Origin of the sequence: Streptomyces mangrovi, assembly GCF_900114215.1 — a bacterium.
Classification (GTDB): domain Bacteria; phylum Actinomycetota; class Actinomycetes; order Streptomycetales; family Streptomycetaceae; genus Streptomyces; species Streptomyces barkulensis.
The window spans coordinates 23,201-48,567 of the sequence record NZ_FOSG01000032.1 but is presented as its reverse complement, the minus strand read 5'-3'; the positions used below and the strand labels follow the sequence as shown (position 1 = coordinate 48,567).

Below are 25,367 nucleotides of genomic sequence, written 5' to 3'. Positions count from 1 at the left end.
GCCCGGTGGGTGGTGCCGGCCGAGTCGGTCACGGTCTTGATCTCGCCCTCGAGGTCGACGGCGGTGATGTCGTCGGCGATCAGTTCGGCGCCGAACCGCTCGGCCTGGGCGCGCATGTTGTCCATCAGGTCCGGTCCCATGATGCCGTCGCGGAAGCCGGGGAAGTTCTCCACCTCGGTGGTGTTCATCAGCGCGCCGCCGGCGGTCACCGAGCCTTCGAAGACCAGCGGCTTCAGGGCGGCGCGGGCGGTGTAGAGCGCTGCGGTGTATCCCGCCGGCCCGGAGCCGATGACGATCACGTTGCGGACGCCGGTGTCCGTCATGGCGTTCACGCCTTCCGCGCGGGGTCGGTCCCGGCGTCGATCTCGGCGATCAGGGCCTCGATCCGGGCGCGGATCTCGTCGCGGATGGGGCGGACGGCGTCCACGCCCTGTCCGGCCGGGTCGTCCAGCTTCCAGTCGAGGTACTTCTTGCCGGGGAAGACCGGGCAGGTGTCGCCGCAGCCCATGGTGATGACGTAGTCGGAGGCCTGGACGGCCTCGACGGTGAGCACCTTGGGCACCTCGGCGGACATGTCGATGCCGGCCTCCCGCATGGCCTCGACGGCGGCGGGGTTGATCCGGTCGGCGGGTGCGGATCCGGCGGAGCGGACCTCCACGCGGTCGCCGGCCAGGTGCGTCAGCCATGCGGCGGCCATCTGGGAGCGGCCGGCGTTGTGGACGCAGACGAACAGCACGGACGGCTTGTCGGGCATGAGGGGTCTCTCTTCGGCTCGTCGAAGGGGGCCGGGTGGTATCGCCCCGGGCTGATGTGACAGTATCAGTGCATGCTGACGTCAGTCGACACTGACCTGATCCGGGTGCTCGCCGATCCGCTCAGGATGCGCATCGTGACCCTGCTGGCCACCGAGACCCTGTGCACCACCCACCTGGTGGCCGAGACCGGGGCCAAGCAGACCAATCTCTCCAACCACCTGCGCGTGCTGCGCGAGGCCGGCGTCGTGGAGACCGAACCGTGCGGCCGGTACACCTACTACCGGCTGCGCCCCGACGTCATCGAATGCCTGGGCCGCTCCTTCACCGAGCTGGCCCGCACCGCCCGCACCACCCGCGCCGCCGAGACGAAAAGGGCCTGCCCGTGACCGCGACCGACCCCGCCCCCCGGCCCCCCGCCGCGGGGCCCGCCGCCACAGACGACTCGATCGCCGGAAGACTCTCCACCCTGGACCGCTTCCTGGCGGTGTGGATCCTGGCCGCCATGGCCGCCGGCCTGGGGCTGGGCCGGCTGGTTCCCGGCCTGAACGACGCCCTGAGCAAGGTCGAGATCGGCGGCATCTCCCTGCCCATCGCCCTCGGCCTGCTGATCATGATGTACCCGGTGCTGGCCAAGGTCCGCTACGACCGCCTGGACGCCGTCACCGGCGACCGCCGTCTGATGGTCTCCTCCCTGGTGGTCAACTGGATCGTCGGCCCGGCGGTGATGTTCGCCCTGGCCTGGACCTTCCTGCCCGACCTGCCCGAGTACCGCACCGGTCTGATCATCGTCGGCCTGGCCCGCTGCATCGCCATGGTCATCATCTGGAACGACCTGGCCTGCGGCGACCGCGAGGCCGCCGCCGTCCTGGTCGCGCTGAACTCCGTCTTCCAGGTCCTGGCCTTCGGTCTGCTGGGCTGGTTCTACCTCGATCTGCTGCCCGGCTGGCTCGGCCTGGGCGACGGCGCGGCCCTGGATGTCTCCGCCTGGGAGATCGCCGCCAACGTCGCCGTCTTCCTCGGCGTTCCCCTGCTGGCCGGCTACCTCACCCGCCGCCTGGGCGAGCGCAGGATGGGCCGCGAGAACTACGAGCAGCGCTTCCTGCCGAAGATCGGCCCCTGGGCGCTGTACGGGCTGCTGTTCACCATCGTCGTCCTCTTCGCCCTCCAGGGGAAGACGATCACCTCCCAGCCGCTCGACGTCGCCCGCATCGCGCTGCCGCTGCTGGTCTACTTCGCGCTGATGTTCTTCGGCGCCTTCGCCCTGGGCAAGGCCATCGGCCTGGCCTACGAGCGCACCACCACCCTGGCCTTCACCGCCGCCGGCAACAACTTCGAGCTGGCCATCGCGGTGGCCATCGCCACCTTCGGCGTCACCTCCGGCCAGGCCCTGGCCGGCGTCGTCGGCCCGCTCATCGAGGTCCCCGTCCTCATCGCCCTGGTCTACGTCGCCCTCGCCTGGCGCAAGAAGTTCACCGCGGCACGGCCGGGGTCATGACGGAGCGCACGGATGTGGTGGTGGTCGGCGGCGGCCAGGCAGGGCTCGCCGTCGGCTACCACCTGCGCCGCCAGGGCCTGGACTTCACCGTCCTCGACGCCCAGGAGGCGCCCGGTGGCGCCTGGCGGCACACCTGGGACTCCCTGCGCCTGTTCTCCCCCGCCGCCTACTCCTCGCTGCCCGGGTGGCCCATGCCCGCTCAGCCCGGTGAGGCCTACCCGGAGGCCGCCCACGTCGTGGGTTACCTCGCCGACTACGAGAAGCGCTACAGCCTGCCCGTGCTGCGGGGCGTCCGCGTTCGCACCGTCCGCCGCGACGGTGCGTTCCTGCGGGCCGAGACCGGTGAGGGGGCCTGGCGGGCCCGTGCGGTCGTCAGCGCCACCGGCACCTGGTGGCGCCCCTTCCTCCCGGCCGTCCCCGGACACGAGGCGTTCCGGGGCAGGCAGTCGCACACCACCGGATACCGGAATCCCGGACAGTTCGCCGGCCGGCGCGTCATCGTGGTCGGCGGCGGCAACTCCGGCGCCCAGATCGCCGCCGACCTCGCGCTGGCCGGCGTGGACCTGACCTGGGTGACGGCTCGCCCGCCGAGCTTCCTGGCCGACGACATCGACGGCCGGGCCCTGTTCGACGCCGCCACCGCGCGGCGCCGCGCTCTGGACGAGGGCCGCGCCGACACCGGCGGTGTGGCCTCCCTGGGCGACATCGTCGCCGTGCCACCCGTGCGCGAGGCCAGGGACGCCGGGCTGCTCAAGGCGTCCCCGATGTTCGCCCGCCTCACCGCCGACGGTGTCGCCTGGGCCGACGGCACCACCGCCGGCGCGGACGCGGTCGTCTGGTGCACCGGCTTCCGCCCCGCCCTGTCCCACCTCTCCCCGCTCGCCCTGCGCGGAACGCGCGGCCGCATCGCCACCGACGGCACCCGGGCGACGGCGGAACCACGCCTGCACCTGCTCGGCTACGGTGACTGGACCGGGCCCGCCTCGGCCACCCTCATCGGCGTCGGGCGCCCCGCGCGGGAAGCGGCGCGGCAGATCGCGGACCTGCTGCGCTGACCCCCCTCGCCGATCCTCACCGGTCCTCGCCGGTGCCTTCCGGCGGACCGCCGGGACCTCACCGGCGTCCGCGGCGGTCAGGCCACCGCGGACGCGCTCGTCAGGAGCCGGCTCATCGCGGCGAGCACGGACGACTCGACGCGGTAGTACACCCAGGTGCCGCGCCGCTCGGAGGTGAGCAGACCGGCTTCCCTGAGCTTCTTCAGGTGGTGGGAGACGGTCGGCTGGGAGACGCCGACATCGGAGATGTCGCACACGCACGCCTCCTCGCCCGGGTGGGAGGCGACCGCGGAGAACAGCCGCAGCCGGACCGGGTCGCCCAGCGCCTTGAACATCCTGGCCGCGCGCTCGGCCTCCTCGGCGGTGAAGGGGCGTTCGGTCAGCGGCGGGCAGCACGGCTCCACGGAACCGGTCTCCAGCAGCGGCAGCACCTTCGCATTCGACATGCATCTATGTTGACACATGTCGAACCAGAGGGCGAGGGGCTGCCGGAGCAGCCTCTCGCCCGGCAGCTCGGAGCCCGGCCGCGGAAGAGGCCCTGCGGACGTGTGCGACCGGTGGTGGAATGACGCGGCCCGCATCCCTGCCACGACTCGCCGGCGCGCCCCGACGCCTCCGGGATCACCGGGTCGATCCCGTGCTCGCGCATGGCGCCGGCCGCGGCCAGCCCCGACCACCCCCCGGTCACCGCAACGTCGAAGCACTCCATGAGCATCCCCCAGCTTCGATGATCGTCTATGTTGACGGATGTCGAATCAGGTGCCATGCTGACCGCGCAAGCCATCGACAGATGTCGAAACACCCTAGGAGTCGCCGTGAATGCGCCCGCCACCGCCGAACTGCCCGTCGTCGTCATCGGAGCCGGCCCCGTCGGCCTGGCCGCCGCCGCCCATCTGACCGAACGCGGCATCGAGCCGCTGGTCCTGGAGGCCGGACCGGCCGCGGGCAGCGCGGTACGGCAGTGGGCCCATGTGCGGCTGTTCTCCCCCTGGGGCGAGGTCGTCGACCCGGCCGCCGAGAAGCTGCTCGCCCCCACCGGCTGGGTCCGGCCCGACGCCTCGGCCTACCCCACGGGCGGCGACTGGGCCGAGCACTACCTGAAGCCGCTGGCCGACGTCCTCGGCGAGCGGGTGCGCTACGGCGCCACCGTCACCGGCGTCTCCCGGGCGGGGCGCGACCGCGTCGTGGACGCCGACCGCGCCGACCAGCCCTTCACCGTGCACGTCCGGTACGCCGACGGGCGCGAGGAGCGCACCCTGGCCCGCGCCGTCATCGACGCCTCCGGCACCTGGACCATCCCGAGCCCGGCCGGCGGCGACGGTCTGCCCGCGCTCGGCGAGCACGCCGCGGCCGACCGCATCACCTACCGCGTCCCCGACCTCGCCGACCCGCACGTGCGCGCCCGCCACGCCGGCAAGCGCACGGCCGTGATCGGCTCGGGCGCCTCCGCCTTCACCGCGCTGGCCTACCTGGCCGACCTCGCCCGGACCGACGACGGCAAGGACACCCACGCCACCTGGATCCTGCGCCGGGGCCTGTCCGGCTCCACCTTCGGCGGCGGCGCCGCCGACCAGCTCCCCGCCCGCGGCGCCCTCGGGCTCGCCGCCAAGGCCGCCGTGGACGACGGTTACGCCGACGCGGTCACCGGCTTCCGCACCCAGGCGATCGAGCGCGACGGCGACGGGCGCCTGGTGCTGGCCGGGGAGGACGGGCGGCGGCTGGAACCGGTGGACCGGCTCATCGTCCTCACCGGCTTCCGCCCCGACCTGTCCTTCCTGTCCGAGCTGCGCCTGGGCCTGGACGAGCGCCTCCAGGCGCCGGTGGAGCTGGCACCGCTGATCGACCCCAACGTCCACTCCTGCGGCACCGTCTACCCCCACGGCCACCGCGAGCTGTCCCACCCCGAGCAGGGCGTGTACCTGGTGGGCATGAAGTCCTACGGCCGCGCCCCGACCTTCCTGGCCATGACCGGCTACGAGCAGGTCCGCTCGGTCGTCGCCGCCCTCGCCGGAGACCTGGAGTCGGCCGACCGGGTGGAGCTGACCCTGCCGGAGACCGGGGTGTGCGGCGGCGCCGGACTCTTCGACACCCCCGAGGCGACCGAAGGCGACCAGACCGGCGGAGGCTGCTGCGGCGCCCCCGCGCCCGAACCGCAGCCCGTCCAGCTCACCGCAACCGCAACCGCCGCCGCTGCCACCCCGGCCACGGCCCCGGCCGCGCAGACCGAACAGGCCGCACCGGCCGACCAGACCCAGGCCGGCGGCTGCTGCGGCGCATGACCGCCCCTCCCGGCGGGGCCGCGACCGGATCGGGGGACCGGTCGCGGCCCCGCACCGCACTTCCCGCCCTCTGCGTCACCCAGATCACCGGCTGGGGGATCGTCTACTACGCCTTTCCCGTGCTGAACCCGGAGATCACCGCCGCCACCGGCTGGCCGACCGGGGCGACGACGGCCGCGTTCTCCCTCGCCCTGCTCGTCTCCGCCCTTGCCGGGATCCGCGTCGGCCGGATCATCGACCACCGCGGCCCGCGCACCGTCATGACCGCGGGCTCGGTCCTCGGCACGATCAGCCTCCTGATCATCGCCGCCGCCCCGAACCCGGCCGTGTTCCTCACCGGATGGCTGCTGGCCGGAGGGGCGATGGCGGCCACCTTCTACCAACCCGCCTTCGCCGCTCTGACCCGCTGGTGGGCCCCCGACCACATCCGCGCCCTCACCGTCGTCACCCTCGCCGGCGGCCTGGCCTCCACCGTCTTCGCACCCCTCACCGCGGCGCTGGCCGACCACCTGTCCTGGCGCGCCACCTACGTCGTCCTCGCCGCGATCCTCGCCGCCGTCACCATCCCCGCCCACGCCCTCGCCCTGCGCGCCCCCTGGCCCGCCGCCCCTTTCGAGCCCGCCCGCACCACCGGCGACGTCGCCGCGGCGGCACGCACCCGGCCGTTCCGGATGCTGGCGGCCTCCCTGACCCTGTCGTCCCTCACCGTCTCCGCCACCGTCATCGCCCTCGTCCCCCTCCTGCTCGAACGCGGCTGCACCACCACCCAGGCCGCCTGGGCCCTGGGCCTGGGCGGCGCCGGACAGACCGCCGGCCGCGTCCTGTACGCCACCCTCGCCCGCCGCACCACGGTGACCGCGCGCACCACATCGCTGATCGCGCTCAGCGGCGCCACCACCGCCGCCCTCGCGCTCGTCCCGGGCCCCTACGGTCTGCTGGTCGCCCTGTCCGTCGCCGCCGGCGCGGTCCGCGGAAACCTCACCCTGCTGCGGGCCACCGCCGTCACCGACCGGTGGGGCACCAGCCACTACGGCCGTCTCTCCGGACTCCTCGCCGCCCCCACCACCACAGCGTCCGCTCTCGCTCCCCTCGCCGGAGCGGCCCTGGCCGCACCCCTGGGCGGCTACCCCCACATGTTCACCGCCCTCGCCGCCATCTCCTTCGTGGCTGCCCTCGGCGCGCTCGGCGCCGACCCCCGCACCACCCGCGGCGACGGAGAGCACCATGCCGCCTGAGCTCGCTCCGTCGACACGCGTACGAGCCGGCGCCACACCCGGACGACCGGGGCGTTCCTCACGCAGCGCCGGGCCGGAAAGCGCCAATCGCCCCGTGACCCCGGCCCTTGGCCGGGCCGGGGTCAGGGGGCGCGCCTTCCGCCGGGGCGGTCACCCGCTGCCGGTCTGACCGCTCCCCGCCGTGGTGGCCGTCCCGGTACCGGCCGCCTCACCGAGGCCGGGGGCGACCGAGCCCTGTCCGCCCAGGCCGAGGGCCACCTTGGTCCAGCCCGCCTCCCGGCGGTCGAATGTCCGGTACGCCTCGACCGCGTCCGGCGTCTCCGCCCACCGGGTCACCAGCGGGGTGGGGTCCAGTTCGCCGGAGGCGACCATGGACACCAGTCGGGGCAGGTAGCGGCGGTGGTTGCAGTTGCCCATCCGCAGGGTGAGGTTCTTCATGAACGCCTCGCCGAACGGATAGTGCTCCACCTGCGGCGGATAGACCCCGATGGTTCCCACCGTGCCGGCCTTCGCCGCCATCCGCACCGCCCAGCGGGCCGCCAGCGACGGCGCGTCGCCGGGGACCCAGGTGTCGCCGTCGGGCCGCTGCTCGGGGGCGGCCTCGTCGCGCTCGCGGTCGAACTCCTCCGCCCGTTCGGCCAGGGATTCGGCGGCCGGGCCGCGGGCGGGGCGCTGCGCGTCGACGCCGACGGCGTCGATCACCCGGTCCACGCCGATGCCGCCGGTCAGGTCCAGGATCGCCTCGACGGGTTCCTCGGCGTTGAAGTCGATCGTCTCGGCGTGCTGGTCGCGGGCCAGGTCGAGACGGTCGGAAACGCCGTCCACCACGATGATCCGCCCGGCGCCCTGGAGCCGGGCGCAGGCGATCGCGGACTGGCCCACGGGGCCGGCGCCGAGGATCGCGACCGTGTCGCCGGAGCCGATCTCGGCGAGCCGTGCGCCGAACCACGCCGTGGGGTAGATGTCGGACAGCAGGATCGCCTGCGCGTCGTCGACGGTGTCCGGCAACGGCACCAGCCCGACGTGCGCGTACGGGATCCGGGCGTACTCCGCCTGCAGCCCGTCCAGGCCGCCGGCCGCCTCGGGACCGCCGAAGAACACCGTGCCCGCCCGGCGCCCGCCGGGGTTGGCGTTGTCGCACTGGGCGTAGTAGCCGGCCCGGCAGTAGCTGCACGTCCCGCAGGCGACCGTGGAGGGCACCACCACCCGGTCGCCCGGGCGGAAGTTCCGCACGCCCGCGCCGACCTCCTCCACGATCCCGACGGCCTCGTGGCCCAGGACACGGCCCTCCTTCATGCCCGGCATCGTGCCGCGTACGAAGTGCAGGTCGGTCCCGCAGATCGCCGACGAGGTGATCCGCACGATCGCGTCGTACGGTTCGTGGATCTTCGGCTCCGGCACCTCGTCCACCCGGATGTCGCCGACGCCGTGCCACACCACAGCCTTCATGAGCCCTCCTCGTCCTCGATCGGCTCGTGTACGTACGCCCGAACGGGTCGCGGGTGCCCGGGGCCTCACCACCGAAACAACCGAGTGCGCCACCGCGCGGAACGGTCCGGCGTCGCGGTGCCCCGCTCCGTCTGGACCGCTCCCGGGGCCCAGGCTCCCGCGCCCGGTGCGGACACCGGGCGCCCCTCTTTCGCGCGGCTCCGCCGGACGTACCCGTTTCGCCGTCCGCGCGCGCGGTTACGCGGTATCAGGCCGCTTGTATCCCACTGCGCGGCCGTGCGGGTGACGAGAGCGGGCAGGAGGGCGCCTGGCGCCATGACCGATGTGAACGAGGAGTCGCACGCCCATCGCGCGCCCCCGCCCGCGAGAGGCGGGGCGGGGCTGGGTCGGCCGCTGCTGCGCTGGCTGACCACCACCGACCACAAGGTGATCGGCAATCTGTACATCGCCACCGCCTTCGGTTTCTTCCTGGCCGCCGGGGCGATGGCCCTGGTGATGCGGGCCGAACTGGCCGCACCGGGGCCGCAGCTGGTGAACAACCACCAGTACAACCAGCTCGTCACCATCCACGGCACGATCATGATGCTGCTGTTCGCGACCCCGATGTTCGCCGGGTTCGCCAACGCGGTGATGCCGCTGCAGATCGGCGCGCCCGACGTGGCGTTCCCCCGGCTGAACGCCTTCACCTACTGGGTGTTCCTGCTCGGCGGTCTGATGGTGGTCTCCGGCTTCCTCACCCCCACCGGTGCCGCGTCCTTCGGCTGGTTCGCCTACGCCCCCCTCAACAACGAGTCGTACTCGCCCGGCCTGGGCGCCGATCTGTGGACGATGGGCCTGGTGGTGGCTGGGCTCGGCACGATCCTGGGCGCGGTCAACTTCATCGCCACGATCATCTGCCTGCGCGCGCCCGGCATGACGATGTTCCGGATGCCGATCTTCACCTGGAACGTGCTGTTCACCTCGATCCTGGTGCTGATCGCCTTCCCACCGCTGAGTGCCGCGCTGCTGGCCCTCCAGTCCGACCGCACCTTCGGCTCGCACATCTTCGACGCCTCCAACGGCGGCGCGCTGCTGTGGCAGCACCTGTTCTGGTTCTTCGGCCATCCGGAGGTCTACATCGTCGCGCTGCCGTTCTTCGGCATCGTCTCCGAGGTCATCCCGGTCTTCAGCCGCAAGCCGATCTTCGGCTACATCGGCCTGATCGGCGCCACGATCGCCATCACCGTGCTGTCGGCGGTGGTCTGGGCGCACCACATGTTCGCCACCGGGGCGGTGCTGCTGCCGTTCTTCTCCCTGATGTCGTTCCTGATCGCGGTGCCCACCGGCGTGAAGTTCTTCAACTGGCTGGGCACGATGTGGAAGGGCTCGCTGAGCTTCGAGACGCCGATGCTGTGGGCCATCGGCTTCCTGGTCACCTTCCTGCTCGGCGGGATCACCGGCGTCATCCTGGCCTCCCCGCCGCTGGACTGGCATGTGACCGACTCCTACTTCGTGGTGGCGCATCTGCACTACGTGCTGTTCGGCACGGTCGTCTTCGCGATGTTCGGCGGTTTCTACTTCTGGTGGCCGAAGTTCACCGGCAGGATGCTCGACGAGCGGCTGGGGAGGATCCACTTCGCCCTGACCCTGGTCGGGTTCCAGGTCACCTTCCTGGTCCAGCACTGGCTCGGCCAGTTCGGCATGCCGCGCCGCTACGCCGACTACCTGGAGGCCGACGGCTTCACCGCCCTCCACCTCGTCTCCACGGCCGGCGCGATGATCCTGGGGATCTCGACACTGGTGTTCCTGTACAACGTCTGGTGGACCGCCCGGTACGGGAGGAAGGCGGAGGGGAACGACCCGTGGGGTTACGGCCGCTCGCTGGAGTGGGCGACCTCCTGCCCGCCGCCGCGGCACAACTTCACCGCCCTGCCGCGCATCCGCAACGAGGGCCCCGCCTTCCGTCTGCACCACCCGGAGATCACGCCGCACGAGCAGCGCAAGCCGCTGGAGCCACCGGAGCCGGAGAAGCAATGAAGGTCGAGACCTACCTGTTCGGCGGGGTGGCGCTGTTCTTCGCGCTGACCGGCACCGTGTACGCCGTCTTCGCCGACGACCCGGCCGGAACCGCTGCCCTGTTCGTCGCCTTCCTGATGGCCTCGCTGATCGCCTTCTTCCTCGCGGTGCAGCACCGCAGGGCGGGCGGCAGGCCGGAGGACCGGCGCGACGGCGAGATCGCCGACCGCGCCGGCCCGGTGGACTTCTTCCCGGACGGCAGCCCGTGGCCCCCCGTCACCGCGCTCGGCGTGACCCTGGCGGCGGCCGGGGTGGTGCTGGGTATGTGGTTGTTCCTGATCGGTTTCGGCGTCCTGGCGGCAGGGGTGTCCGGCTTCGTCCTCCAGTACGCCCGGAGGGGCTGAACCGGTCACTCCCGGGTGCCGGCACGCTCCAGTTCGCCGGGCTCGCCGGGGCGTTCGGGCATGGGCATCCGTGCCGCGTCCCGGTAGTACCAGCGGCTCAGCGCCGCCCGTACACGCCGCACCCGCCTTCCCTCCGGACCGGGCTCCAGCGGGCGCGGCACCTGCCGCGCCCGGGCCCGCAGCACACCGCGCTCGTGCGGGGACAGCTCCTGGTGGGAGGGCTGGAAGCCGCCCTCCACCGACTGCCGCACCTCTCCCGTCGGCTCGCCCTCGGCCAGGCGTTCGGCGTCCCGCTCCCGCAGGGCCAGGCACAGCCGCTTGGTGACGGCGAAGACCAGCACGGGCGCGAGGAACAGGGCCGCCCGGAAGAACCAGAGCAGTGTGTTCAGCGGGATGTGCAGAACGTGGGAGAGCACGTCCTGGCCGCCCGCCGCCAGCAGGACCGCGTAGAAGGTGACGCCGGCCGCCCCCAGCCCGGTGCGGACCGGGTGGTCGCGAGGCCGGTCGCACAGGTGGTGTTCACCGGGGTCGTGGGTGATCCACCGCTCGAAGAACGGATAGGCGTACAGCACCAGGAACAGGGCCGCGGGCAGCAGCAGCGCCGGGACCAGGGGGTTCCACGCCACGGTGTGGCCGGCGACCGTCGTCTCCGCCCCGGGCATCAGCCGCAGCGAGCCCTCCAGGAAACCCACGTACCAGTCCGGCTGGGATCCGAAGGAGACCTTGTCGGGGCGGTAGGGGCCGTACGCCCAGACGGGGTTGATCTGGACCAGGCCGCCGGCGAGCACCAGGACGCCGGTGACCGCGAAGAACAGGCCGACCGACTTGGCGGTGTACTGGGGGAACAACGGCTTCCCCGCCACGTTGCGGTTGGTGCGTCCCGGCGAGGCCCACTGGGTGTGCTTGTGGTAGACGATCAGGAAGAGGTGGAGCACGATCAGGCCGACCAGCAGCCCCGGCACCAGCAGGATGTGCAGCGAGTACAGACGGGGGATGATGTCCTCACCGGGGTACTCGCCGCCGAAGGCGAGGAAGGCGAGATAGGAACCGATCACCGGGACGGACAGCATGATGCCCTCGGTGATCCGCAGTCCCGTCCCCGACAGCAGGTCGTCGGGGAGGGAGTAGCCGCTGAACCCCTCCAGCGTCGCCAGCAGGAAGAGGGTGACGCCGACCATCCAGTTGGCCTCGCGCGGCCTGCGGAACGCCCCGGTGAAGAAGATCCGCAGCATGTGCACGGCGATCGCGGCGAGGAACACCAGCGCGGCCCAGTGGTGCGTCTGGCGGACCAGCAGACCGCCGCGCACGTCGAAGCTGATGTCCAGGGTGGAGGCGTACGCCTCGGACATCGGCGTCCCCCGCAGCGGCGCGTACGAGCCGGTGTACACCGTCTGGGCCATGCTCGGCTCGAAGAACAGCGTCAGGTAGACACCGGTCAGCAGCAGCACCGCGAAGCTGTACAGGGCCAGTTCGCCCAGCAGGAACGACCAGTGGTCGGGGAAGACCTTGCGCAGCAGCTCGCGGCCGGCCTCGGACACCGGCAGCCGCCGGTCCAGTGTCCGGTAGCCGTACCGCGCCGCCTCCTGTGCCTCGTTCCTCCACCGCGCTCGTCTTCTCGACAGCAACATCGACCGCCCTCTCTCGCCTCCACCACGCGAAGCACGCCAGTGCCCGCCGGTCCGTGTGCCAAACGCCGGATGCCCGGCGTCCCGGCGGGAGGGGGCCGCGATCTCGGCGGACGGGGCGTCCGGGGGACCGCCGGTCGGGTCCGCGTCCTCGGCCGACCGGAGTCCCGCCCCGGCGGCCGGTACCGGGGTTTCGCCGGTGGAAGGGCGCGGCCGCGGTCACCTGGTGGCCCGGCGCAGGAGGGCGTAACCGGCGCCGGTGAGCCCGGCCGCGGCGCCGGCCGTCACGGCGGGGTGGCGGGCGGCCCACTGCTGGGGGCTGAAGCCGTGGGCCTGGTCGTCGAAGGCGCCGTGGGTGCCGTGGTCGGTCCTCTCGTCCGCCGGCTCCCACAGGTTGCCCGGTCCCGGCCGCGTGGGCATGTCGGTCTGCTGGGAGTCGAATCCGGTGCGGGCGAGATAGCGGTCCAGCAGTCCCGGTGCGACGGCGTTGGCCAGCAGGGTGAGCACGGTGGACGTTCCCACCCAGTACTCCCGGCGCCGGGGGTGGTCGGCGGCGTGCAGGACGGCACGGGCGGCCACCTCCGGCTGGTAGATCGGCGGCACCGGCTGGGCATGCCGGGGCAGGCGGGAGAGCAGCCAGCCGAACTGGGGGGTGTTGACGGCCGGCATCTGCACCATGGTGATCCGCACGCGGGACCGGTCGTGCAGCAGTTCGCAGCGCACCGATTCGGTGAATCCCTGGATGGCGTGCTTGGCGCCGCAGTAGGCGCTCTGCAGCGGGATGCCGCGGTAGGCGAGCGCGGAGCCGACCTGGACGACGGTGCCGCGGTCGCGCGGCAGCATGCGCCGCAGGGCGGCCCGGGTGCCGTTGACGTATCCCAGGTAGGTGGCGTGGGTGGTCTGCCGGAACTCCTCCGGGGCGATGTCGGTGAACTTGGCGAACACGGAGGTGAAGGCGTTGTTGACCCATACGTCCAGGGGGCCGAACTCCTCCTCCGCCCGGCGGGCCGCCTCCTCGGCCTGCTCCGGGTCCGCGACGTCGGCCGGGACGGTCAGGGCCTGCCCGCCCGCCTCCCGGACCTCCCGTGCGGCGGCCTCCAGGCCGGCGGCGCCCCTGGCCACGAGCGTGACACGGGCGCCCCGGGCGGCGAAGGCCACCGCGGTCGCACGGCCGATGCCCGCGCTCGCCCCCGTCACCAGGACCGTCTGTTCCTTGTCCACCATGCGCTCCTCACTTCGCGGCTCTGCCCGGTCCGGTGGGACGCGGCCCGCCCGAGCGGGCCCGCGGGGGTGCGGGTAACCGTTTCGGCACGGAGGTAACCGGGGCCGGTACGAGGGCGCCCCGCGGCCGTGGGCGGCCGTTGCGCCGGTGCCGGAGGAGGTTTCGTTTCCGTTCTCCCGGTTACCGGGGCGGAGTTCGGCCGTCGGCCGGTGGAGCGGCGGGTGCTTCCCGCCCCTCGGCGGTGGAGGCCCGCGCACCGTACGGACCCGCCGGCCGGCACCGCAGTCAGCAGCTCCGGAAAGGCATCGCATGGCTCCGACCGACCTCCCCCTGCCCGTCGTCCGCCGGCCCGACCCCGACCCCGGGGTCGATGTCCCGGCTCTGGAGGGCGCCCTGCGCGAACGGGTCGACGGCGAGGTGCGCTTCGACACCGGTACCCGGGCGGCCTACTCCACCGACGCCTCCAACTACCGGCAGGTGCCGATCGGGGTGGTGCTGCCGCGCACCCCCGAGGCGGCCGTGGAAGCGGTGGCGGTGTGCCGGGAGTTCGGGGCTCCGCTGCTGTCGCGCGGCGGTGGCACCAGCCTGGCCGGGGAGTGCTGCAACACCGCGGTCGTGCTGGACTGGAGCAAGTACTGCGACCGCCTGGTCTCCGTCGACCCCGAGCGGCGCACCTGCGTGGTGGAGCCGGGCATCGTGCTGGACGAGCTGAACCGGCGGCTGGCCCCCCACGGCCTTCAGTACGGTCCCCGGCCGGCGACCCACCCGAACTGCACGATCGGCGGGATGATCGGCAACAACTCCTGCGGGTCCACGGCGCAGGCGTACGGCAAGGTGGTCGACAATATCCGCCGTCTGGAGGTGCTCACCTACGACGGTCTGCGGATGTGGGTGGGGCCCGCCGGCGAGGAGGAGCCGGAGCGGCCGACCGCCGGCGAGGGCCGCGCCGCGGAGATCCACCGGCGGCTGGCCGCGCTGCGCGACCGCTACGCCGACCTGATCCGGGAGCGCTACCCCGACATCCCCCGGCGGGTGTCCGGCTACAACCTCGACTCCCTGCTGCCCGAGCACGGCTTCGACGTCGCCGGGCTGCTCGTCGGCTCGGAGTCCACCCTGGTGACCGTGTTGCGGGCCGAGCTGGATCTGGTCCCCTCCCCGGCGCACACCTCGCTCGTCGTCCTGGGCTACCCGGACATCGCCACGGCCGCCGACCACGTCCCCGCCGTCCTCCGGCACGAGCCGCTCGCGCTGGAGGGCGTGGACCGCCGGCTGGTGCACTTCCAGCGTGTCAAGAACCTCAACCCCGACGCGCTGGAGGAACTACCCGAAGGGGACGCCTATCTGATGGTCCAGTTCGCCGGCGACACCATCGAGGAGGCGGGAGACAGGGCTCGTGCCCTCATCGACGCGGAGCCCGGGAACGTGGGGCACACCTGGTACGACGATCCGGAGCACATCAGCGAGCTGTGGATGGTGCGCGAGTCCGGCCTGGGCGCCACCGCCCACGTCCCCGGTGAGCACGAGACCTGGCCGGGCTGGGAGGACTCCGCCGTCCCCGTCGAAGGGCTCGGCGACTATCTGCGCGACCTGAAGGCGCTGTTCGAGGAGTTCGGCTACGGCCGCCCGTCCGTCTACGGCCACTTCGGGCAGGGCTGCGTGCACACCCGCATCCCCTTCCACCTGCGCTCGGCCGACGGCGTCGCCCACATGCGGGCGTTCGTCGAGCGTGCCGCCGATCTGGTGGCCTCCTACGGCGGCTCGCTGTCCGGGGAGCACGGGGACGGCCAGGCGCGCGGCGAGCTGCTGGAGAAGATGTTCGGGCCCGAACTGGTCGAGGCGTTCGGGCGGCTGAAGGCCGTCTTCGACCCCGGCAACCGGATGAACCCCGGCAAGGTCGTCGCCCCCTACCGGCTGGACGAGAACCTGCGGCTGGGCGCGGACTACCGGCCCTGGGAGCCGGAGACCGCCTTCGCCTACCCGCACGACGACGGGAAGTTCAGCAAGGCCGCCGCCCGCTGCGTCGGGGTGGGCAAGTGCCGCTCGCTGGAGGGCGGTGTGATGTGCCCCAGCTACCGCGCCACCCGTGAGGAGGAGCACTCCACCCGCGGCCGGGCCAGGCTGCTGTTCGAGATGGTCCGCAACGGCTCCCCGGTGAACGACGGCTGGCGCTCGAAGGAGGTCCACGACGCGCTCGATCTGTGCCTGGCCTGCAAGGGCTGCAAGAACGACTGCCCGGTCAGCGTCGACATGGCCACCTACAAGGCCGAGTTCCTCCACCACCACTACGCGGGCCGGCCGCGTCCGGCGGCGCACTACTCGATGGGCTGGCTGCCCGCCGTCGCCCGGCTGGCCGCGCCGGTGGCGCGGACCGTCAACGCCCTCCTGCGGGTTCCGGCCCTGGCCCGGGCCGCCAAGGCCGTCGGCGGCATCGCCCCCGAGCGGCAGGTGCCGGTCTTCGCCGAACAGCGCTTCACCGACTGGTGGCGCGAGCGCGGCGGGCCGCGCGGGGACGGCCGGCGCGGCGAGGTGGTGGTGTGGCCGGACACCTTCACCGACCACTTCCATCCCTCGGTCGGGCGGGCCGCGGTGGAGGTCCTGGAGGCCGCCGGTTTCCGGGTGAAGGTGCCCGGCGGCTCCGTGTGCTGCGGGCTGACGTGGATCTCCACCGGGCAGCTGGGCGTCGCCCGGCGCGTACTGGGGCACACCCTGGACGTGCTCCGTGAGGACCTGCGGCGCGGCACCCCGGTCGTCGGCCTGGAGCCCAGCTGCACCGCCGTCTTCCGCGCCGACGCCGCCGAGTTGATGCCGGACGACCCGGACGTAGGACTCCTGCGGGAGCAGACCCGTACCCTGGCCGAGCTCCTGGCCGAGCGCGCGCGGGACTGGCGGCCTCCGGCCGTGGAGGCCCGTGCGGTGGTGCAGCGCCACTGCCACCAGTACGCGGTCATGGGTTTCGACGCCGACCGGGAGCTGATGGAGCGGGCCGGGGTCGAGGCCGACGTGCTCGACGCCGGGTGCTGCGGGCTGGCGGGCAACTTCGGTTTCGAACGCGGCCACTACGAGGTGTCCATGGCCTGCGCCGAGCAGGGGCTGCTGCCCGCCGTCCGCGAGGCCGGCCCCGGCACCCTGGTGCTGGCCGACGGGTTCAGCTGCCGCACCCAGGTCGAACAGGCCGGCACCGGGCGTACCCCGCTGCATCTGGCGGAGGTGCTGGCCGCCGCGCTGCGCGGCGAGGAGGCCGTGCCGCGGCGTCCGGCGGCGCCGGGCCCGCGGGCGCTGCTCGCGCCCGCCGCTGCGGCCGGGGCCGGCGCCCTGGCCCTCGTCGCGGCCGTCCGGCGCGGACGCCGTCGGGGCGGCGGATGACGCACGGGCACGACGGCGGCGACCGCCACCGCGCCCCCGGGGCCGCAGGGCCACCGGGGCGCGGTGGTGTCCGGGCGGGTGTCCCGGGACGGTGTACCGGAGACCGCGGTCGGCCCGGTCAGCCGACCCGGTAGGTCTCGGCCGCCTCCCGGCGCAACTCCAGCCCGTGTCCCGGGGCGCCGGAGGCTCCCGGCATGACGGCGCCGCCCCGGGGGTCGAGGGTGCCGCGGAAGAACATCTCCTCGATGCGGACGTGGTCGTGGAACCACTCCAGATGCCGCACATTGGGCACCGCGGCGGCGGCGTGCGCGTGCAGGTGCGGGGCGCAGTGCCCGGAGATCTCCAGGCCGAGGGACTCGGCGACGGCCGCGGCGCGCAGCCACACGGTGACGCCCCCGCAGCGGGTGACGTCCGCCTGGAGGCAGTCCACCGCCCCCGAGCGGGCCATGCGGGCGAAATACGGCAGGTCGTAGCCGTACTCGCCCGCCGCCACATCGGCCAGGACGCGGTCGCGGACCTCCCGCAGGCCGTCGAGGTCGTCGGAGGAGACCGGCTCCTCCAGCCAGGTCACCCCGGCGTCGGCGAAGGCGGCGGCGACACGGACCGCCTGCTTGCGGCCGTAGCCGCCGTTGGCGTCGGCGTAGAGTTCCGTGTCGTCGCCGACGGCGTCCCGGGCCAGGGCGATCCGCTGAAGGTCGCGGACCTCCCGCCGCCCCCAGGACTCGGCGATCTTGATCTTCACCCGGGGGATGCCCTGCCCCTGGGTCCAGCCGAGCAGCTGCCGCCGCATCCGCTCGTCGTCGTAGGTGGTGAACCCGCCGCTTCCGTACACCGGGACCTCGGCGCGCGCCGCGCCGAGCAGGCGCACCAGCGGCAGGCCCAGCAGACGGGCCTTGAGATCCCACAGGGCGGTGTCCACCGCGGAGATCGCGCACGCGGCGATCCCCGGGCGGCCGGTGTTGCGCACCGCCCGGGCCATGGCCTCGTTGGCGCCGGGGACGTCGAGGGCGTCGTGCCCTGTCACGATCCCCGCCAGCTTCCCGGAGACCACCCGGGCGGCGGCCGGGGAGCCGTAGGTCCAGCCCAGGCCGGTGGTCCGGCCGGCGGTCGCCTCGACCAGCACCATGGTGGTGGAGTCCCAGGTGAGGGTGCCGTCGCCGCCGGGCAGGTCGGTGGGGACGGTGAAGACCGACACCTCCAGGCGCTCCACGGCCGGGCCGGTGCCGGTGCCGTGGAGCGCGGTGGGCGGGGCGCTCACTCGCCCTGCTCCTCCTCGGGGCGCTTGCCGCCGGGCAGGAACTCCTGCACCTTGGCCTTGACCCCCTGGCGGACCATCGAGCCCCGGTCGCTGTCGCCGCGCAGGATCGCGGAGGCGGTGGCCTCCATCTGGTCCCAGGTGGCGTGCGGGGGGATCGGCGGCACGGCGGGGTCGGTGCGCACGTCGATGACGAAGGGACGGTCGGCCGCCAGCGCCCGCTCCCAGGCGGGCCGGACGTCGTCCGGCTTCTCCACGCGCGCCCCGTCCAGGCCGAACCGGGTGGCGATCTCGGCGTAGGGCAGGTCGGGGATGTGCTGGGACTCCTCGAACTGCGGAGCGCCGCTCATCGACCGCATCTCCCAGGTGACCTGGTTGAGGTCCCGGTTGTTCAGCACGCACACGATCAGCCGCGGATCGGACCACCGGGAGTGGTACTTGGCGGCGGTGACCATCTCCATCAGGCCGTTCATCTGCATCGCCCCGTCACCGACCAGGGCGATGACCGGCCGGTCGGGGTGGGCGAACTTCGCCCCGATGGCGTAGGGCACTCCCGGCCCCATGGTCGCCAGCGTGCCCGACAGCGAGCCGCGCATCTCCCCCCTGAACCGCAGGTGGCGGGCGTACCAGTTGGCGGACGAGCCGGAGTCGGCGGTGACGATGGCGTTCTCGGGCAGCAGTCCGTCCAGCGCGTGCACCACGTACTCGGGGTTGACCGGGTCCGCCTCCAGCGCGGCGCGCCGCTGCATCACCTCCCACCAGCGGGAGACGTTCTCCTCGACGGTGTGCCGCCAGCCGCGGTCCTCCTTGCGGTGCAGCAGCGGCAGCAGCCGCTCCAGGGTGGCGCGCGCGTCGCCGACGAGGTTCACCTCGAAGGGGTAGCGCATTCCGACCATGTGCGGGTCGATGTCGATCTGTACCGCGCGCGCCTGGTCGAGGTCGGGCATGAACTGGGTGTACGGGAAGCTGGAGCCGATCACCAGCAGGGTGTCGCAGTCGCGCATCAGCTCGTAGCTGGGCCGGGTGCCGAGCAGGCCGATGGCGCCGGTGACGTAGGGCAGCGTGTCGGGCAGGGCGTCCTTGCCCAGCAGCGCCTTGGCCACGCCCGCGCCGAGCACGTCGGCGGTCTGCTCGACCTCGCTCCGCGCGCCCCGGGCGCCCTGGCCGATCAGTACGGCGACCTTCTCACCGGCGTTGAGCACCTGCGCCGCCCGTGCGAGGTCCTCGTCCGCCGGGACCGGCGCGGACCTGCCCAGCCCGAGGCTGGAGGGCACCATCTTGAACTCGTGGCCCGGCGGGGTGTAGTCCAGCTCCTGCACGTCGGCCGGGAGGATGATCGCGGTCACCGTGCGCCGGCCGTAGGCGGTGCGGATCGCCCGGTCGATGAGGTTGGGCAGCTGCTCGGGGACCGTCGCCGTCTCGCAGAAGTCGGAGGCGACGTCCTTGTAGAGGCTGTTCAGATCGACTTCCTGCTGGTAGGAGCCGCCCATCGCACTGCGGTCGGTCTGGCCGACGATCGCCACCACCGGAACGTGGTCGAGCTTGGCGTCGTACAGGCCGTTGAGCAGATGGATCGCCCCGGGACCGGAGGTCGCCGCGCACACCCCCACCTTGCCGGAGAACTTCGCGTACCCCACCGCCTGGAAGGCCGACATCTCCTCGTGCCGGGACTGGACGAACTTCGGCTTGTCCCCCGCCCGGCCCCACGCGGCCAGCAGACCGTTGATGCCGTCTCCCGCGTAGCCGAAGACGTGGTCCACTCCCCACTCGCGCAACCGCCGCAGAACGTAGTCGGCCACCTTCATGTTCGCCACTCGTCTCTCCGTTCCCTGTGTCGTGGAAGTGCCCGGCCGCCGTATCGCTGTGAACGCCCTTCCCCCGCGGTCGGTGGCGGAGCCGGCGCCTGTCCGTTCCATGGGCGGCGGGCCACCGCTTGGGTAACCGTGCCGCCCGGTGCGAAACATCGCCCGCTTCCGTTCGACCGGAGACGGCGGCACGGCGGAGGGGCCGCGCCGCGGCAGGCGCCGGTCAGGGGCGTCCGGCCGGAATGAGGCCGTCATCGCCGCCGAGGGGCGGGCCGAGGCGGGCCGCGCACTCCAGCAGCAGGGCGTGGACGAAGGCCTGCGGCAGGTTGCCGCGCAACTGCCGCTGGGAGACGTCCCACTCCTCGGCGAGCAGGCCCGGCGACCCGCACGCCGACCGGGTGCGCTCGAACCAGCGCATCGCCTCGGTGTGCGCGCCCTCGGCGTGGGCGGCCAGGGCCATCATGAACCCGCACAGCAGGAAGGAGCCCTCCGCGTCTCCCAGCGGCCGCCCGCCGTGACGGAACCGGTAGACGTAGCCGTCCTTGGTCAGGTGCCGCATCACCGCCTGCCGGGTGAGGGCGGGGCTCGCCTCCCCGTGCGGCACGGCTCCCCGTGCGAGGGGGAGCAGCAGGGCCGCCTCCACGCCGGTGTCGTCCGCGGCGCGCTGCCAGTGGCCGTCACGGTGCAGACAGCGGCGGCGGGTGGTCTCCAGCATGCGGTCGGCCAGCCGTGACCAGCCGTCGGGCGGGGCGTCCCCCAGCCGGTGGGCGAGGTCGCGCAGGCCGACGACGCAGGTCAGCCGCGAATGCGTCCACCAGCGCTTCTCCAGCTCCCACAGGCCCGCGTCCGGCTCCTCCCAGCGGTCCCTCACCGCCCGGGCCGCGATGCGGGCGGCGCGCACCGCCCGGTCGTCCAGCATCCCGTGGCGGTCCGCCGCGGCGAGGAGCTGCAGGACCTCGCCGAAGACGTCGAGCTGGAACTGCCGCCCGGCGTGGTTGCCCGCCCGGTTCGTGCCGCCGGGGTAACCGGTGAGCGGCAGGAGCCGCTCCGCCGGGAGCGGCCGGCCGTCGACGGTGTAGGCGGGACGCAGGTCGGGGCCGTCGTCCAGCACCCGCTCGGTGACGAACCGCACCATGCGCTCCAGCAGCGGGTGGGGGCCGTGGGCGGCGACGGCCGTTCCGGCGTAGGCCTGGTCGCGGATCCACGCGTAGCGGTAGTCGTAGTCGCGTCCGGTGTCGGCCCGCTCGGGCAGGGACGTGGTGACCGCCGCGACCATGCCGCCGGTGGTGCTGGTCAGACCGTTCAGCACGGCGTACGCCATCCGGGCGTCGCGGGGGGCGGCCGTGGTCGCGCAGTCGGGCACCGCGTCCGCCCACCAATCGCCGGTGGCCTCCCACAGGGCCTGCGGGTCGGGCGGAGCGGTGTCCGCCCGCGTCCCCTCACCGACCTCCAGGACGAGGTCGTGGACGCCGCCCTCCGGCAGACGCAGCTCCGCGCACAGCCCGTCGGAGGACGCCCTCGCGTGTCCGGCACCGGTCAGCCGCAGCCACGACCGGCCGCTGACCGCCTGCCACACGCCGCCGTCGCGGCGCAGACCGGTCATGGGGTGCCGCCCGTAGTCGGCGCGCACGTCCAGGTCCATCAGGACGCGGGCCTCACCGCGTACCGCGCGGATCTGCCGCAGCAGCACGGCGCGTCCGTGTTCGGCCGGGGCGGCCAGCGCCTCCCGGCAGGAGATGACGGCGTCACGCGTCACCCACCGGCTGACGCGGATCAGCGTGCCGTCCTCGTAGTACCCGCCCCACACGTTCCATCGGTCGCGGGGGCGGACCCGGAAGCCCCCGGGACCGCCGAGCAACCCCGAGAAGACGGCGGCGCTGTGCCAGGAGGGGGCGCACATCCAGGCCACGTCACCGCGCGGGCCGATCAGGGCCCCCCTCTCCCCGTCGGCGACCAGCGCGTAGTCACGCAGGACCCACGGCTCGGCCACAGGTGCTTCGGTTGCGGAACTCTCCATCCAGCCCCCGTTTCCCAGCCGTTCGGGCACCAAACGGGCTTCACCGCGCCCCGTCGTTTCCGGGCCCGGCGGCCGCCTGTGCGAAACGCCCGGCCGGGAAACCCCGGCCGGGCGCACGCGTGAGGGACCGGCGAGCGGCGGGCCCCAGGTGGCCTCAGACGTTCGGCGGCACGTGCCGCGGGCGTCCCGGGCCCCGCGTCAGTGCGTATCCCCCGATGCCCGCGAGCGCCGCCAGCACCGCGCCGGACGCCGTCCACACCCAGCGGTCGGACCACCAACCCGACGACCAGCCGTCGTCCGGCTCGATGGCCGACAGCACCGCCGAAGCCCCGGACTCCTCCTCGGCCTCGTCCTGCCGCTGCGTCATCGCGACGCCCGGTATCAGCGGCTCGGCCAGCCGGCCGTCCACGGCCGCCGCCCCGCCCATGTCCTTCGACTCCACCCGCACCTCGGCGGCCATCGGCTGCCCGAGGTCGGCCGTCCGTACGCCCACCGCCGTCAGCCGCAGGTAGTACGTGCCCGGCAGCGGATCGTTGGCCCACGGCTCCGACCAGGCCCGCACCGTGCGCAGCACGCACGCCAGCTCCACCGACTCGGTGCCCGCGGCGGCCGTACGGGTCTGCGCGCCGTACTGGCATGCCTGACGGCGCCTCAGACCGTCGTAGACGTCGATCTGCCAGGTCTGCGCCGCGTGCTGCGCGGGGAGTTTCACCGTCGCCCGCACCGTTGGGCGTTGACCGGTGTCGGCCGGGAACGACCAGTACAGGTAGTCACCGGCCGAGGCGTTCGCCGTCGCGGTGCGCCCCTGGTCGATCTCCGTCGCCGTACGGAACGACGTGCCCGCCGACGTGGGCGCCGCGCTGTCGTCGGACGGGCTCGCCGACGGTGTCGAGTCGGCCGCGGCGGGCCCCGCCGCGAGGCCGAGCGTCAGCAGCGCGGCGCTCACCACACGTGTGATCCACATCAGTTGGTCCTCCACACCGCGACACGCCAACGCGACAGCCAGCCCCACACCATGCCCGCGAGGAAACCGGCCACCACCAGGACACCGAGCAGCCACCAGCCGCGGCCGAGCCCGAAGGAGGCCACGTCAGCGGCCTGCGACGGGCCGTCGACCACGTCCACGGTCAGCTCCAGCGGCAGGCCGGGGCTGGTCTTGACCCCGGACGCCGCCGAGAAGGAGTTCGTCACCCGCAGGCACACCGTCTCCGCCTCGGTCTCCTCGTCGCCGCCTCCGCCGTCGCTTTCCGGCTTGGGGTAGCGCAGGCCTGTGGAGATCACGTCGGTGCGGCCGTTGCCGGCCGCCTCGCCGCGCACGATCTCCCGGCCGTGCACCGTGACCGCGCGCAGCAGCACCCCGTAGTCCGGGTTCACCGCCCGGTCCGCCGCCACGCTCACCGAGGCGCGCAGTTCCTGGCCGGGCGCCACGTCCACCCGGTACCAGCGCTCCTGGCCGAACTCCTCGCGGTCGGTGTACAGGCCGGACTTCAGCGCCGGCGCGTCGGCGCACCGCTCCGCGCCCTCCACGGCCACCGGCGTCACCACCGGATCGGCCGCCCGCTCCACCAGCTGGTTGACCTTCTCGGTGAGCTCGTCGGTGTGCTCCACCGAGGTGTAGGTGCCACCGGTGGCCTCGGCGATGCAGCTCAGCTGCCGCCGCATCTTGGTGTTCGGCACCAGGCCGAGGGTGTCGATGGTCAGGCCGATGCCCTTGGCCGCGATCTCCCGGGCCACCTCGCACGGGTCGAGCGGGGCGCAGGTGTCCTCGCCGTCGCTGATCAGCACGATCCGCTTGGAGCCGGTGCCGCCGTCGAGGTCGTCGGCGGCCTTCAGCAGGGCCGGTCCGATCGGTGTCCAGCCGGTCGGCGTCAGCGTGGCCACCGCCGTCTTGGCCTCGGTGCGGTCCAGCGGGCCGACCGGGTACAGCTGCGCGGTGTCCTTGCAGCCCGTCCTGCGGTCGTCGCCGGGGTAGTCGGCGCCGAGTGTGCGGATGCCGAGCCGTACCTCCTCGGGGGTGGCGTCCAGCACCTCGTTGAACGCCTGCTTGGCCGCGGCCATGCGCGACTGTCCGTCGATGTCCCGCTCGCGCATCGAGCCGCTGACGTCGATCACCAGGTTGACCTTCGGCGCGTCGGCGGTGGTCTCGTCGGCGGCCGCCCCGGCCGGGAACGCCAGCCCGGCCGCGAGTACGGCGAGCAGGGCTCCGAGGCCCATCGCCGACCGTTGTTTTCTGATCATCGGCGGATCCTATTGATCCTCGCCGCCGCGGGCCAAAACGCGCTCGGGGGCGCAGCGTTCAGTCCGGCCCGGTACCGGTCGCGGGCGGTGCCGCGGTGCGGGCCGCCGGGTGCCCGGTGGCCCGCGGCGTGCGGGCGCCGTCCGGGCCGTAACCGAACCGGAGCAGCACCTGGGGATGGCACCGCCCGTGCCGCGGGAGGGCCGTCGCGGCCCGCAGGTCGGGCCACTCCATGGCCTGGTGCAGGAGTGAGGTGCGCAGGCCGGCTGCGGTCGCCGTGAGGAGGACGTACTGCAGGGCCTGACCGGCTCGCAGCCAGTCCTCCCGCCGGTCGTGGGGCGTCCACAGGAGGGCGAGCTGGACATGGCGTTCGAACCACATGGCGGGCAGGCGGAGGGTGGGCAGCGCGCCGGTGAAGTCGCGCATCGGCATCCGCCCGCCCGCATCCGGCGGGCCGAGGGCGGTGACGGGGATGCCGTAGTGGGAGCCCCTGCCCGGCGCGGTGATCCAGGAGAGGGTTTCGGCGGTGCGGTCCGGGTGGGCGTGGTTGCGTGCCTCGGCCGCGGCGGTCAGCCGCAGCAGCCGCCGTGTGCCGACGATGTCCGGCACGCTGAGCCGGGCGCCGCAGGCGTACGCGGCCGACGCCATCCCCGCCACGATCGGCTCGGGCACCGGGCGGCCGGTGAACGGCCTCCGGCTCGTGTGCCGTCGCGCGATGGCCGCGTGGAGGTCGGGGCCCGGCGGCAGGTCGTCCGCGCCGAGGGGACCGGCGAGCCGCACGGCGGCCAGCAGGCCGGGGTCGTACGGGTCCGGCAGCAGTCTCACCTCGGGCCGCAGGCCCTGGTGGACCGCGGCGATCCGGATGTTGAACACCGCGGCGCCCACGGACAGATACTGGGCGCGGTGCGCCGGGTCGGTCAGCGGCAGGGTCCGCTCCGGCGCCGAGTGGACCTCCAGCACCTGATGGCCGGAGTCCAGGCGGAAGCGCCAGGGTTGTGTGTTGTGGATCGACGGGGCCGCCACGGCGGCCGCCAGCAGCGGCTCCACGGTGGCTGCGTCCAGCGGGATTCGGGTACGCATGGCGCCTTCCCTTCCTTGTCCGCTTCGTGGCCGCCGGCCGGGCGGGCGGCGGCCATGGGGCCTGCGGCCGTGCCCGCGGGCCGTACGGGGCCCGCCG

Annotated in this window: 20 protein-coding genes; 8 read left to right on the top strand and 12 right to left on the bottom strand. The window is 73.6% G+C overall.

Annotation, left to right across the window (positions count from 1 at the left end; genetic code table 11):
• A partial coding sequence (locus BM237_RS27530) for an NAD(P)/FAD-dependent oxidoreductase (RefSeq protein WP_139238193.1) occupies positions 1–323 on the bottom strand: 323 nt, incomplete at its 3' end.
• Positions 324–328: 5 nt separating this feature from the next.
• Positions 329–754, bottom strand: coding sequence for an arsenate reductase ArsC (locus BM237_RS27525; RefSeq protein WP_093852455.1), 426 nt, complete (start codon positions 752–754; stop codon positions 329–331).
• Between the two features lie 72 nt (positions 755–826).
• On the opposite strand from BM237_RS27525, the gene BM237_RS27520 reads away from it, so the two are divergent.
• Genes BM237_RS27520 through BM237_RS27510 form a run of 3 tightly spaced genes read left to right on the top strand, consistent with a single transcriptional unit; the run spans position 827 to position 3,305 of the window.
• Complete coding sequence (locus BM237_RS27520) at positions 827–1,141, top strand: ArsR/SmtB family transcription factor (protein WP_093852454.1); 315 nt, start codon at positions 827–829, stop codon at positions 1,139–1,141.
• Positions 1,138–2,250, top strand: a complete 1,113-nt coding sequence (arsB, locus tag BM237_RS27515) for an ACR3 family arsenite efflux transporter (protein WP_281253983.1) — start codon at positions 1,138–1,140, stop codon at positions 2,248–2,250. The genes BM237_RS27520 and arsB overlap by 4 nt, the downstream gene beginning before the upstream one ends.
• Entirely contained in the window at positions 2,247–3,305 is a 1,059-nt protein-coding gene (locus BM237_RS27510; RefSeq protein WP_093852452.1) for an ArsO family NAD(P)H-dependent flavin-containing monooxygenase, read from the top strand. Before arsB ends, BM237_RS27510 begins: the two co-directional genes overlap by 4 nt.
• A 77-nt stretch (positions 3,306–3,382) precedes the next feature.
• Here the strand turns inward: BM237_RS27510 and BM237_RS27505 are convergent, their stop codons facing one another.
• Complete coding sequence (locus BM237_RS27505; protein ID WP_093852451.1) at positions 3,383–3,751, bottom strand: ArsR/SmtB family transcription factor; 369 nt, start codon at positions 3,749–3,751, stop codon at positions 3,383–3,385.
• 369 nt (positions 3,752–4,120) lie between these two features.
• Here BM237_RS27505 and BM237_RS27500 point away from each other — a divergent pair, with 369 nt between their 5' ends.
• A complete protein-coding gene (locus BM237_RS27500; RefSeq protein ID WP_093852450.1) occupies positions 4,121–5,584 on the top strand; it encodes an FAD-dependent oxidoreductase in 1,464 nt (487 codons plus the stop codon).
• Positions 5,581–6,819, top strand: coding sequence for an MFS transporter (locus BM237_RS27495; protein ID WP_093852449.1), 1,239 nt, complete (start codon positions 5,581–5,583; stop codon positions 6,817–6,819). Before BM237_RS27500 ends, BM237_RS27495 begins: the two co-directional genes overlap by 4 nt.
• Before the next feature lie 150 nt (positions 6,820–6,969).
• Here the strand turns inward: BM237_RS27495 and BM237_RS27490 are convergent, their stop codons facing one another.
• Entirely contained in the window at positions 6,970–8,268 is a 1,299-nt protein-coding gene (locus BM237_RS27490) for a zinc-dependent alcohol dehydrogenase (protein ID WP_093852448.1), read from the bottom strand.
• Between the two features lie 315 nt (positions 8,269–8,583).
• Between BM237_RS27490 and ctaD the strand changes: the two genes are divergently transcribed.
• Complete coding sequence (gene ctaD / locus BM237_RS27485) at positions 8,584–10,284, top strand: aa3-type cytochrome oxidase subunit I (protein ID WP_175541158.1); 1,701 nt, start codon at positions 8,584–8,586, stop codon at positions 10,282–10,284.
• Complete coding sequence (gene ctaF, locus BM237_RS27480) at positions 10,281–10,667, top strand: aa3-type cytochrome oxidase subunit IV (RefSeq protein ID WP_093852447.1); 387 nt, start codon at positions 10,281–10,283, stop codon at positions 10,665–10,667. Before ctaD ends, ctaF begins: the two co-directional genes overlap by 4 nt.
• A gap of 5 nt (positions 10,668–10,672) precedes the next feature.
• Here the strand turns inward: ctaF and qcrB are convergent, their stop codons facing one another.
• Positions 10,673–12,295 carry a cytochrome bc1 complex cytochrome b subunit gene (gene qcrB, locus BM237_RS27475; RefSeq protein WP_093852446.1) on the bottom strand — a complete coding sequence of 541 codons (1,623 nt, stop codon included), beginning with the start codon at positions 12,293–12,295 and terminating at the stop codon, positions 10,673–10,675.
• 216 nt (positions 12,296–12,511) lie between these two features.
• Positions 12,512–13,516, bottom strand: a complete 1,005-nt coding sequence (locus tag BM237_RS27470) for an SDR family oxidoreductase (protein WP_093852445.1) — start codon at positions 13,514–13,516, stop codon at positions 12,512–12,514.
• Positions 13,517–13,823: 307 nt separating this feature from the next.
• On the opposite strand from BM237_RS27470, the gene BM237_RS27465 reads away from it, so the two are divergent.
• On the top strand, positions 13,824–16,877 hold the full coding sequence (locus BM237_RS27465) for an FAD-binding and (Fe-S)-binding domain-containing protein (protein WP_093852444.1): 3,054 nt from the start codon (positions 13,824–13,826) through the stop codon (positions 16,875–16,877).
• Positions 16,878–16,995: 118 nt separating this feature from the next.
• On the opposite strand, the gene BM237_RS27460 is transcribed toward BM237_RS27465, so the two are convergent.
• The 6 genes from BM237_RS27460 to BM237_RS27435 form a co-directional block, all read right to left on the bottom strand.
• Positions 16,996–18,135 carry an enolase C-terminal domain-like protein gene (locus tag BM237_RS27460; protein WP_245794080.1) on the bottom strand — a complete coding sequence of 380 codons (1,140 nt, stop codon included), beginning with the start codon at positions 18,133–18,135 and terminating at the stop codon, positions 16,996–16,998.
• Positions 18,132–19,937, bottom strand: a complete 1,806-nt coding sequence (locus BM237_RS27455; protein ID WP_093852465.1) for a thiamine pyrophosphate-requiring protein — start codon at positions 19,935–19,937, stop codon at positions 18,132–18,134. The genes BM237_RS27460 and BM237_RS27455 overlap by 4 nt, the downstream gene beginning before the upstream one ends.
• Before the next feature lie 223 nt (positions 19,938–20,160).
• Entirely contained in the window at positions 20,161–21,954 is a 1,794-nt protein-coding gene (locus BM237_RS27450; protein ID WP_093852464.1) for a glycoside hydrolase family 15 protein, read from the bottom strand.
• Positions 21,955–22,108: 154 nt separating this feature from the next.
• A complete protein-coding gene (locus BM237_RS27445; protein WP_093852443.1) occupies positions 22,109–22,918 on the bottom strand; it encodes a hypothetical protein in 810 nt (269 codons plus the stop codon).
• Positions 22,918–24,192, bottom strand: coding sequence for a VWA domain-containing protein (locus BM237_RS27440; protein WP_093852442.1), 1,275 nt, complete (start codon positions 24,190–24,192; stop codon positions 22,918–22,920). The genes BM237_RS27445 and BM237_RS27440 overlap by 1 nt, the downstream gene beginning before the upstream one ends.
• A 58-nt stretch (positions 24,193–24,250) precedes the next feature.
• Positions 24,251–25,270: an Acg family FMN-binding oxidoreductase gene (locus tag BM237_RS27435; protein WP_093852441.1), complete on the bottom strand. Its 1,020-nt coding sequence runs from the start codon at positions 25,268–25,270 to the stop codon at positions 24,251–24,253.
• Between the last annotated feature and the right edge of the window lie 97 nt (positions 25,271–25,367).

What these genes read in the sequence shown, in the direction of transcription:
- BM237_RS27465 (WP_093852444.1), top strand. Translation starts at nt 13,824, where the DNA reads ATGGCTCCGACCGACCTCCCCCTGCCCGTCGTCCGCCGGCCCGACCCC.
- BM237_RS27435 (WP_093852441.1), bottom strand. Translation starts at nt 25,270, where the DNA reads ATGCGTACCCGAATCCCGCTGGACGCAGCCACCGTGGAGCCGCTGCTG.
- BM237_RS27445 (WP_093852443.1), bottom strand. Translation starts at nt 22,918, where the DNA reads ATGTGGATCACACGTGTGGTGAGCGCCGCGCTGCTGACGCTCGGCCTC.
- BM237_RS27440 (WP_093852442.1), bottom strand. Translation starts at nt 24,192, where the DNA reads ATGATCAGAAAACAACGGTCGGCGATGGGCCTCGGAGCCCTGCTCGCC.
- BM237_RS27505 (WP_093852451.1), bottom strand. Translation starts at nt 3,751, where the DNA reads ATGTCGAATGCGAAGGTGCTGCCGCTGCTGGAGACCGGTTCCGTGGAG.
- qcrB (WP_093852446.1), bottom strand. Translation starts at nt 12,295, where the DNA reads ATGTTGCTGTCGAGAAGACGAGCGCGGTGGAGGAACGAGGCACAGGAG.
- BM237_RS27520 (WP_093852454.1), top strand. Translation starts at nt 827, where the DNA reads ATGCTGACGTCAGTCGACACTGACCTGATCCGGGTGCTCGCCGATCCG.
- BM237_RS27495 (WP_093852449.1), top strand. Translation starts at nt 5,581, where the DNA reads ATGACCGCCCCTCCCGGCGGGGCCGCGACCGGATCGGGGGACCGGTCG.
- ctaD (WP_175541158.1), top strand. Translation starts at nt 8,584, where the DNA reads ATGACCGATGTGAACGAGGAGTCGCACGCCCATCGCGCGCCCCCGCCC.
- BM237_RS27455 (WP_093852465.1), bottom strand. Translation starts at nt 19,937, where the DNA reads ATGAAGGTGGCCGACTACGTTCTGCGGCGGTTGCGCGAGTGGGGAGTG.
- ctaF (WP_093852447.1), top strand. Translation starts at nt 10,281, where the DNA reads ATGAAGGTCGAGACCTACCTGTTCGGCGGGGTGGCGCTGTTCTTCGCG.
- BM237_RS27470 (WP_093852445.1), bottom strand. Translation starts at nt 13,516, where the DNA reads ATGGTGGACAAGGAACAGACGGTCCTGGTGACGGGGGCGAGCGCGGGC.
- BM237_RS27450 (WP_093852464.1), bottom strand. Translation starts at nt 21,954, where the DNA reads ATGGAGAGTTCCGCAACCGAAGCACCTGTGGCCGAGCCGTGGGTCCTG.
- BM237_RS27490 (WP_093852448.1), bottom strand. Translation starts at nt 8,268, where the DNA reads ATGAAGGCTGTGGTGTGGCACGGCGTCGGCGACATCCGGGTGGACGAG.
- BM237_RS27510 (WP_093852452.1), top strand. Translation starts at nt 2,247, where the DNA reads ATGACGGAGCGCACGGATGTGGTGGTGGTCGGCGGCGGCCAGGCAGGG.
- BM237_RS27525 (WP_093852455.1), bottom strand. Translation starts at nt 754, where the DNA reads ATGCCCGACAAGCCGTCCGTGCTGTTCGTCTGCGTCCACAACGCCGGC.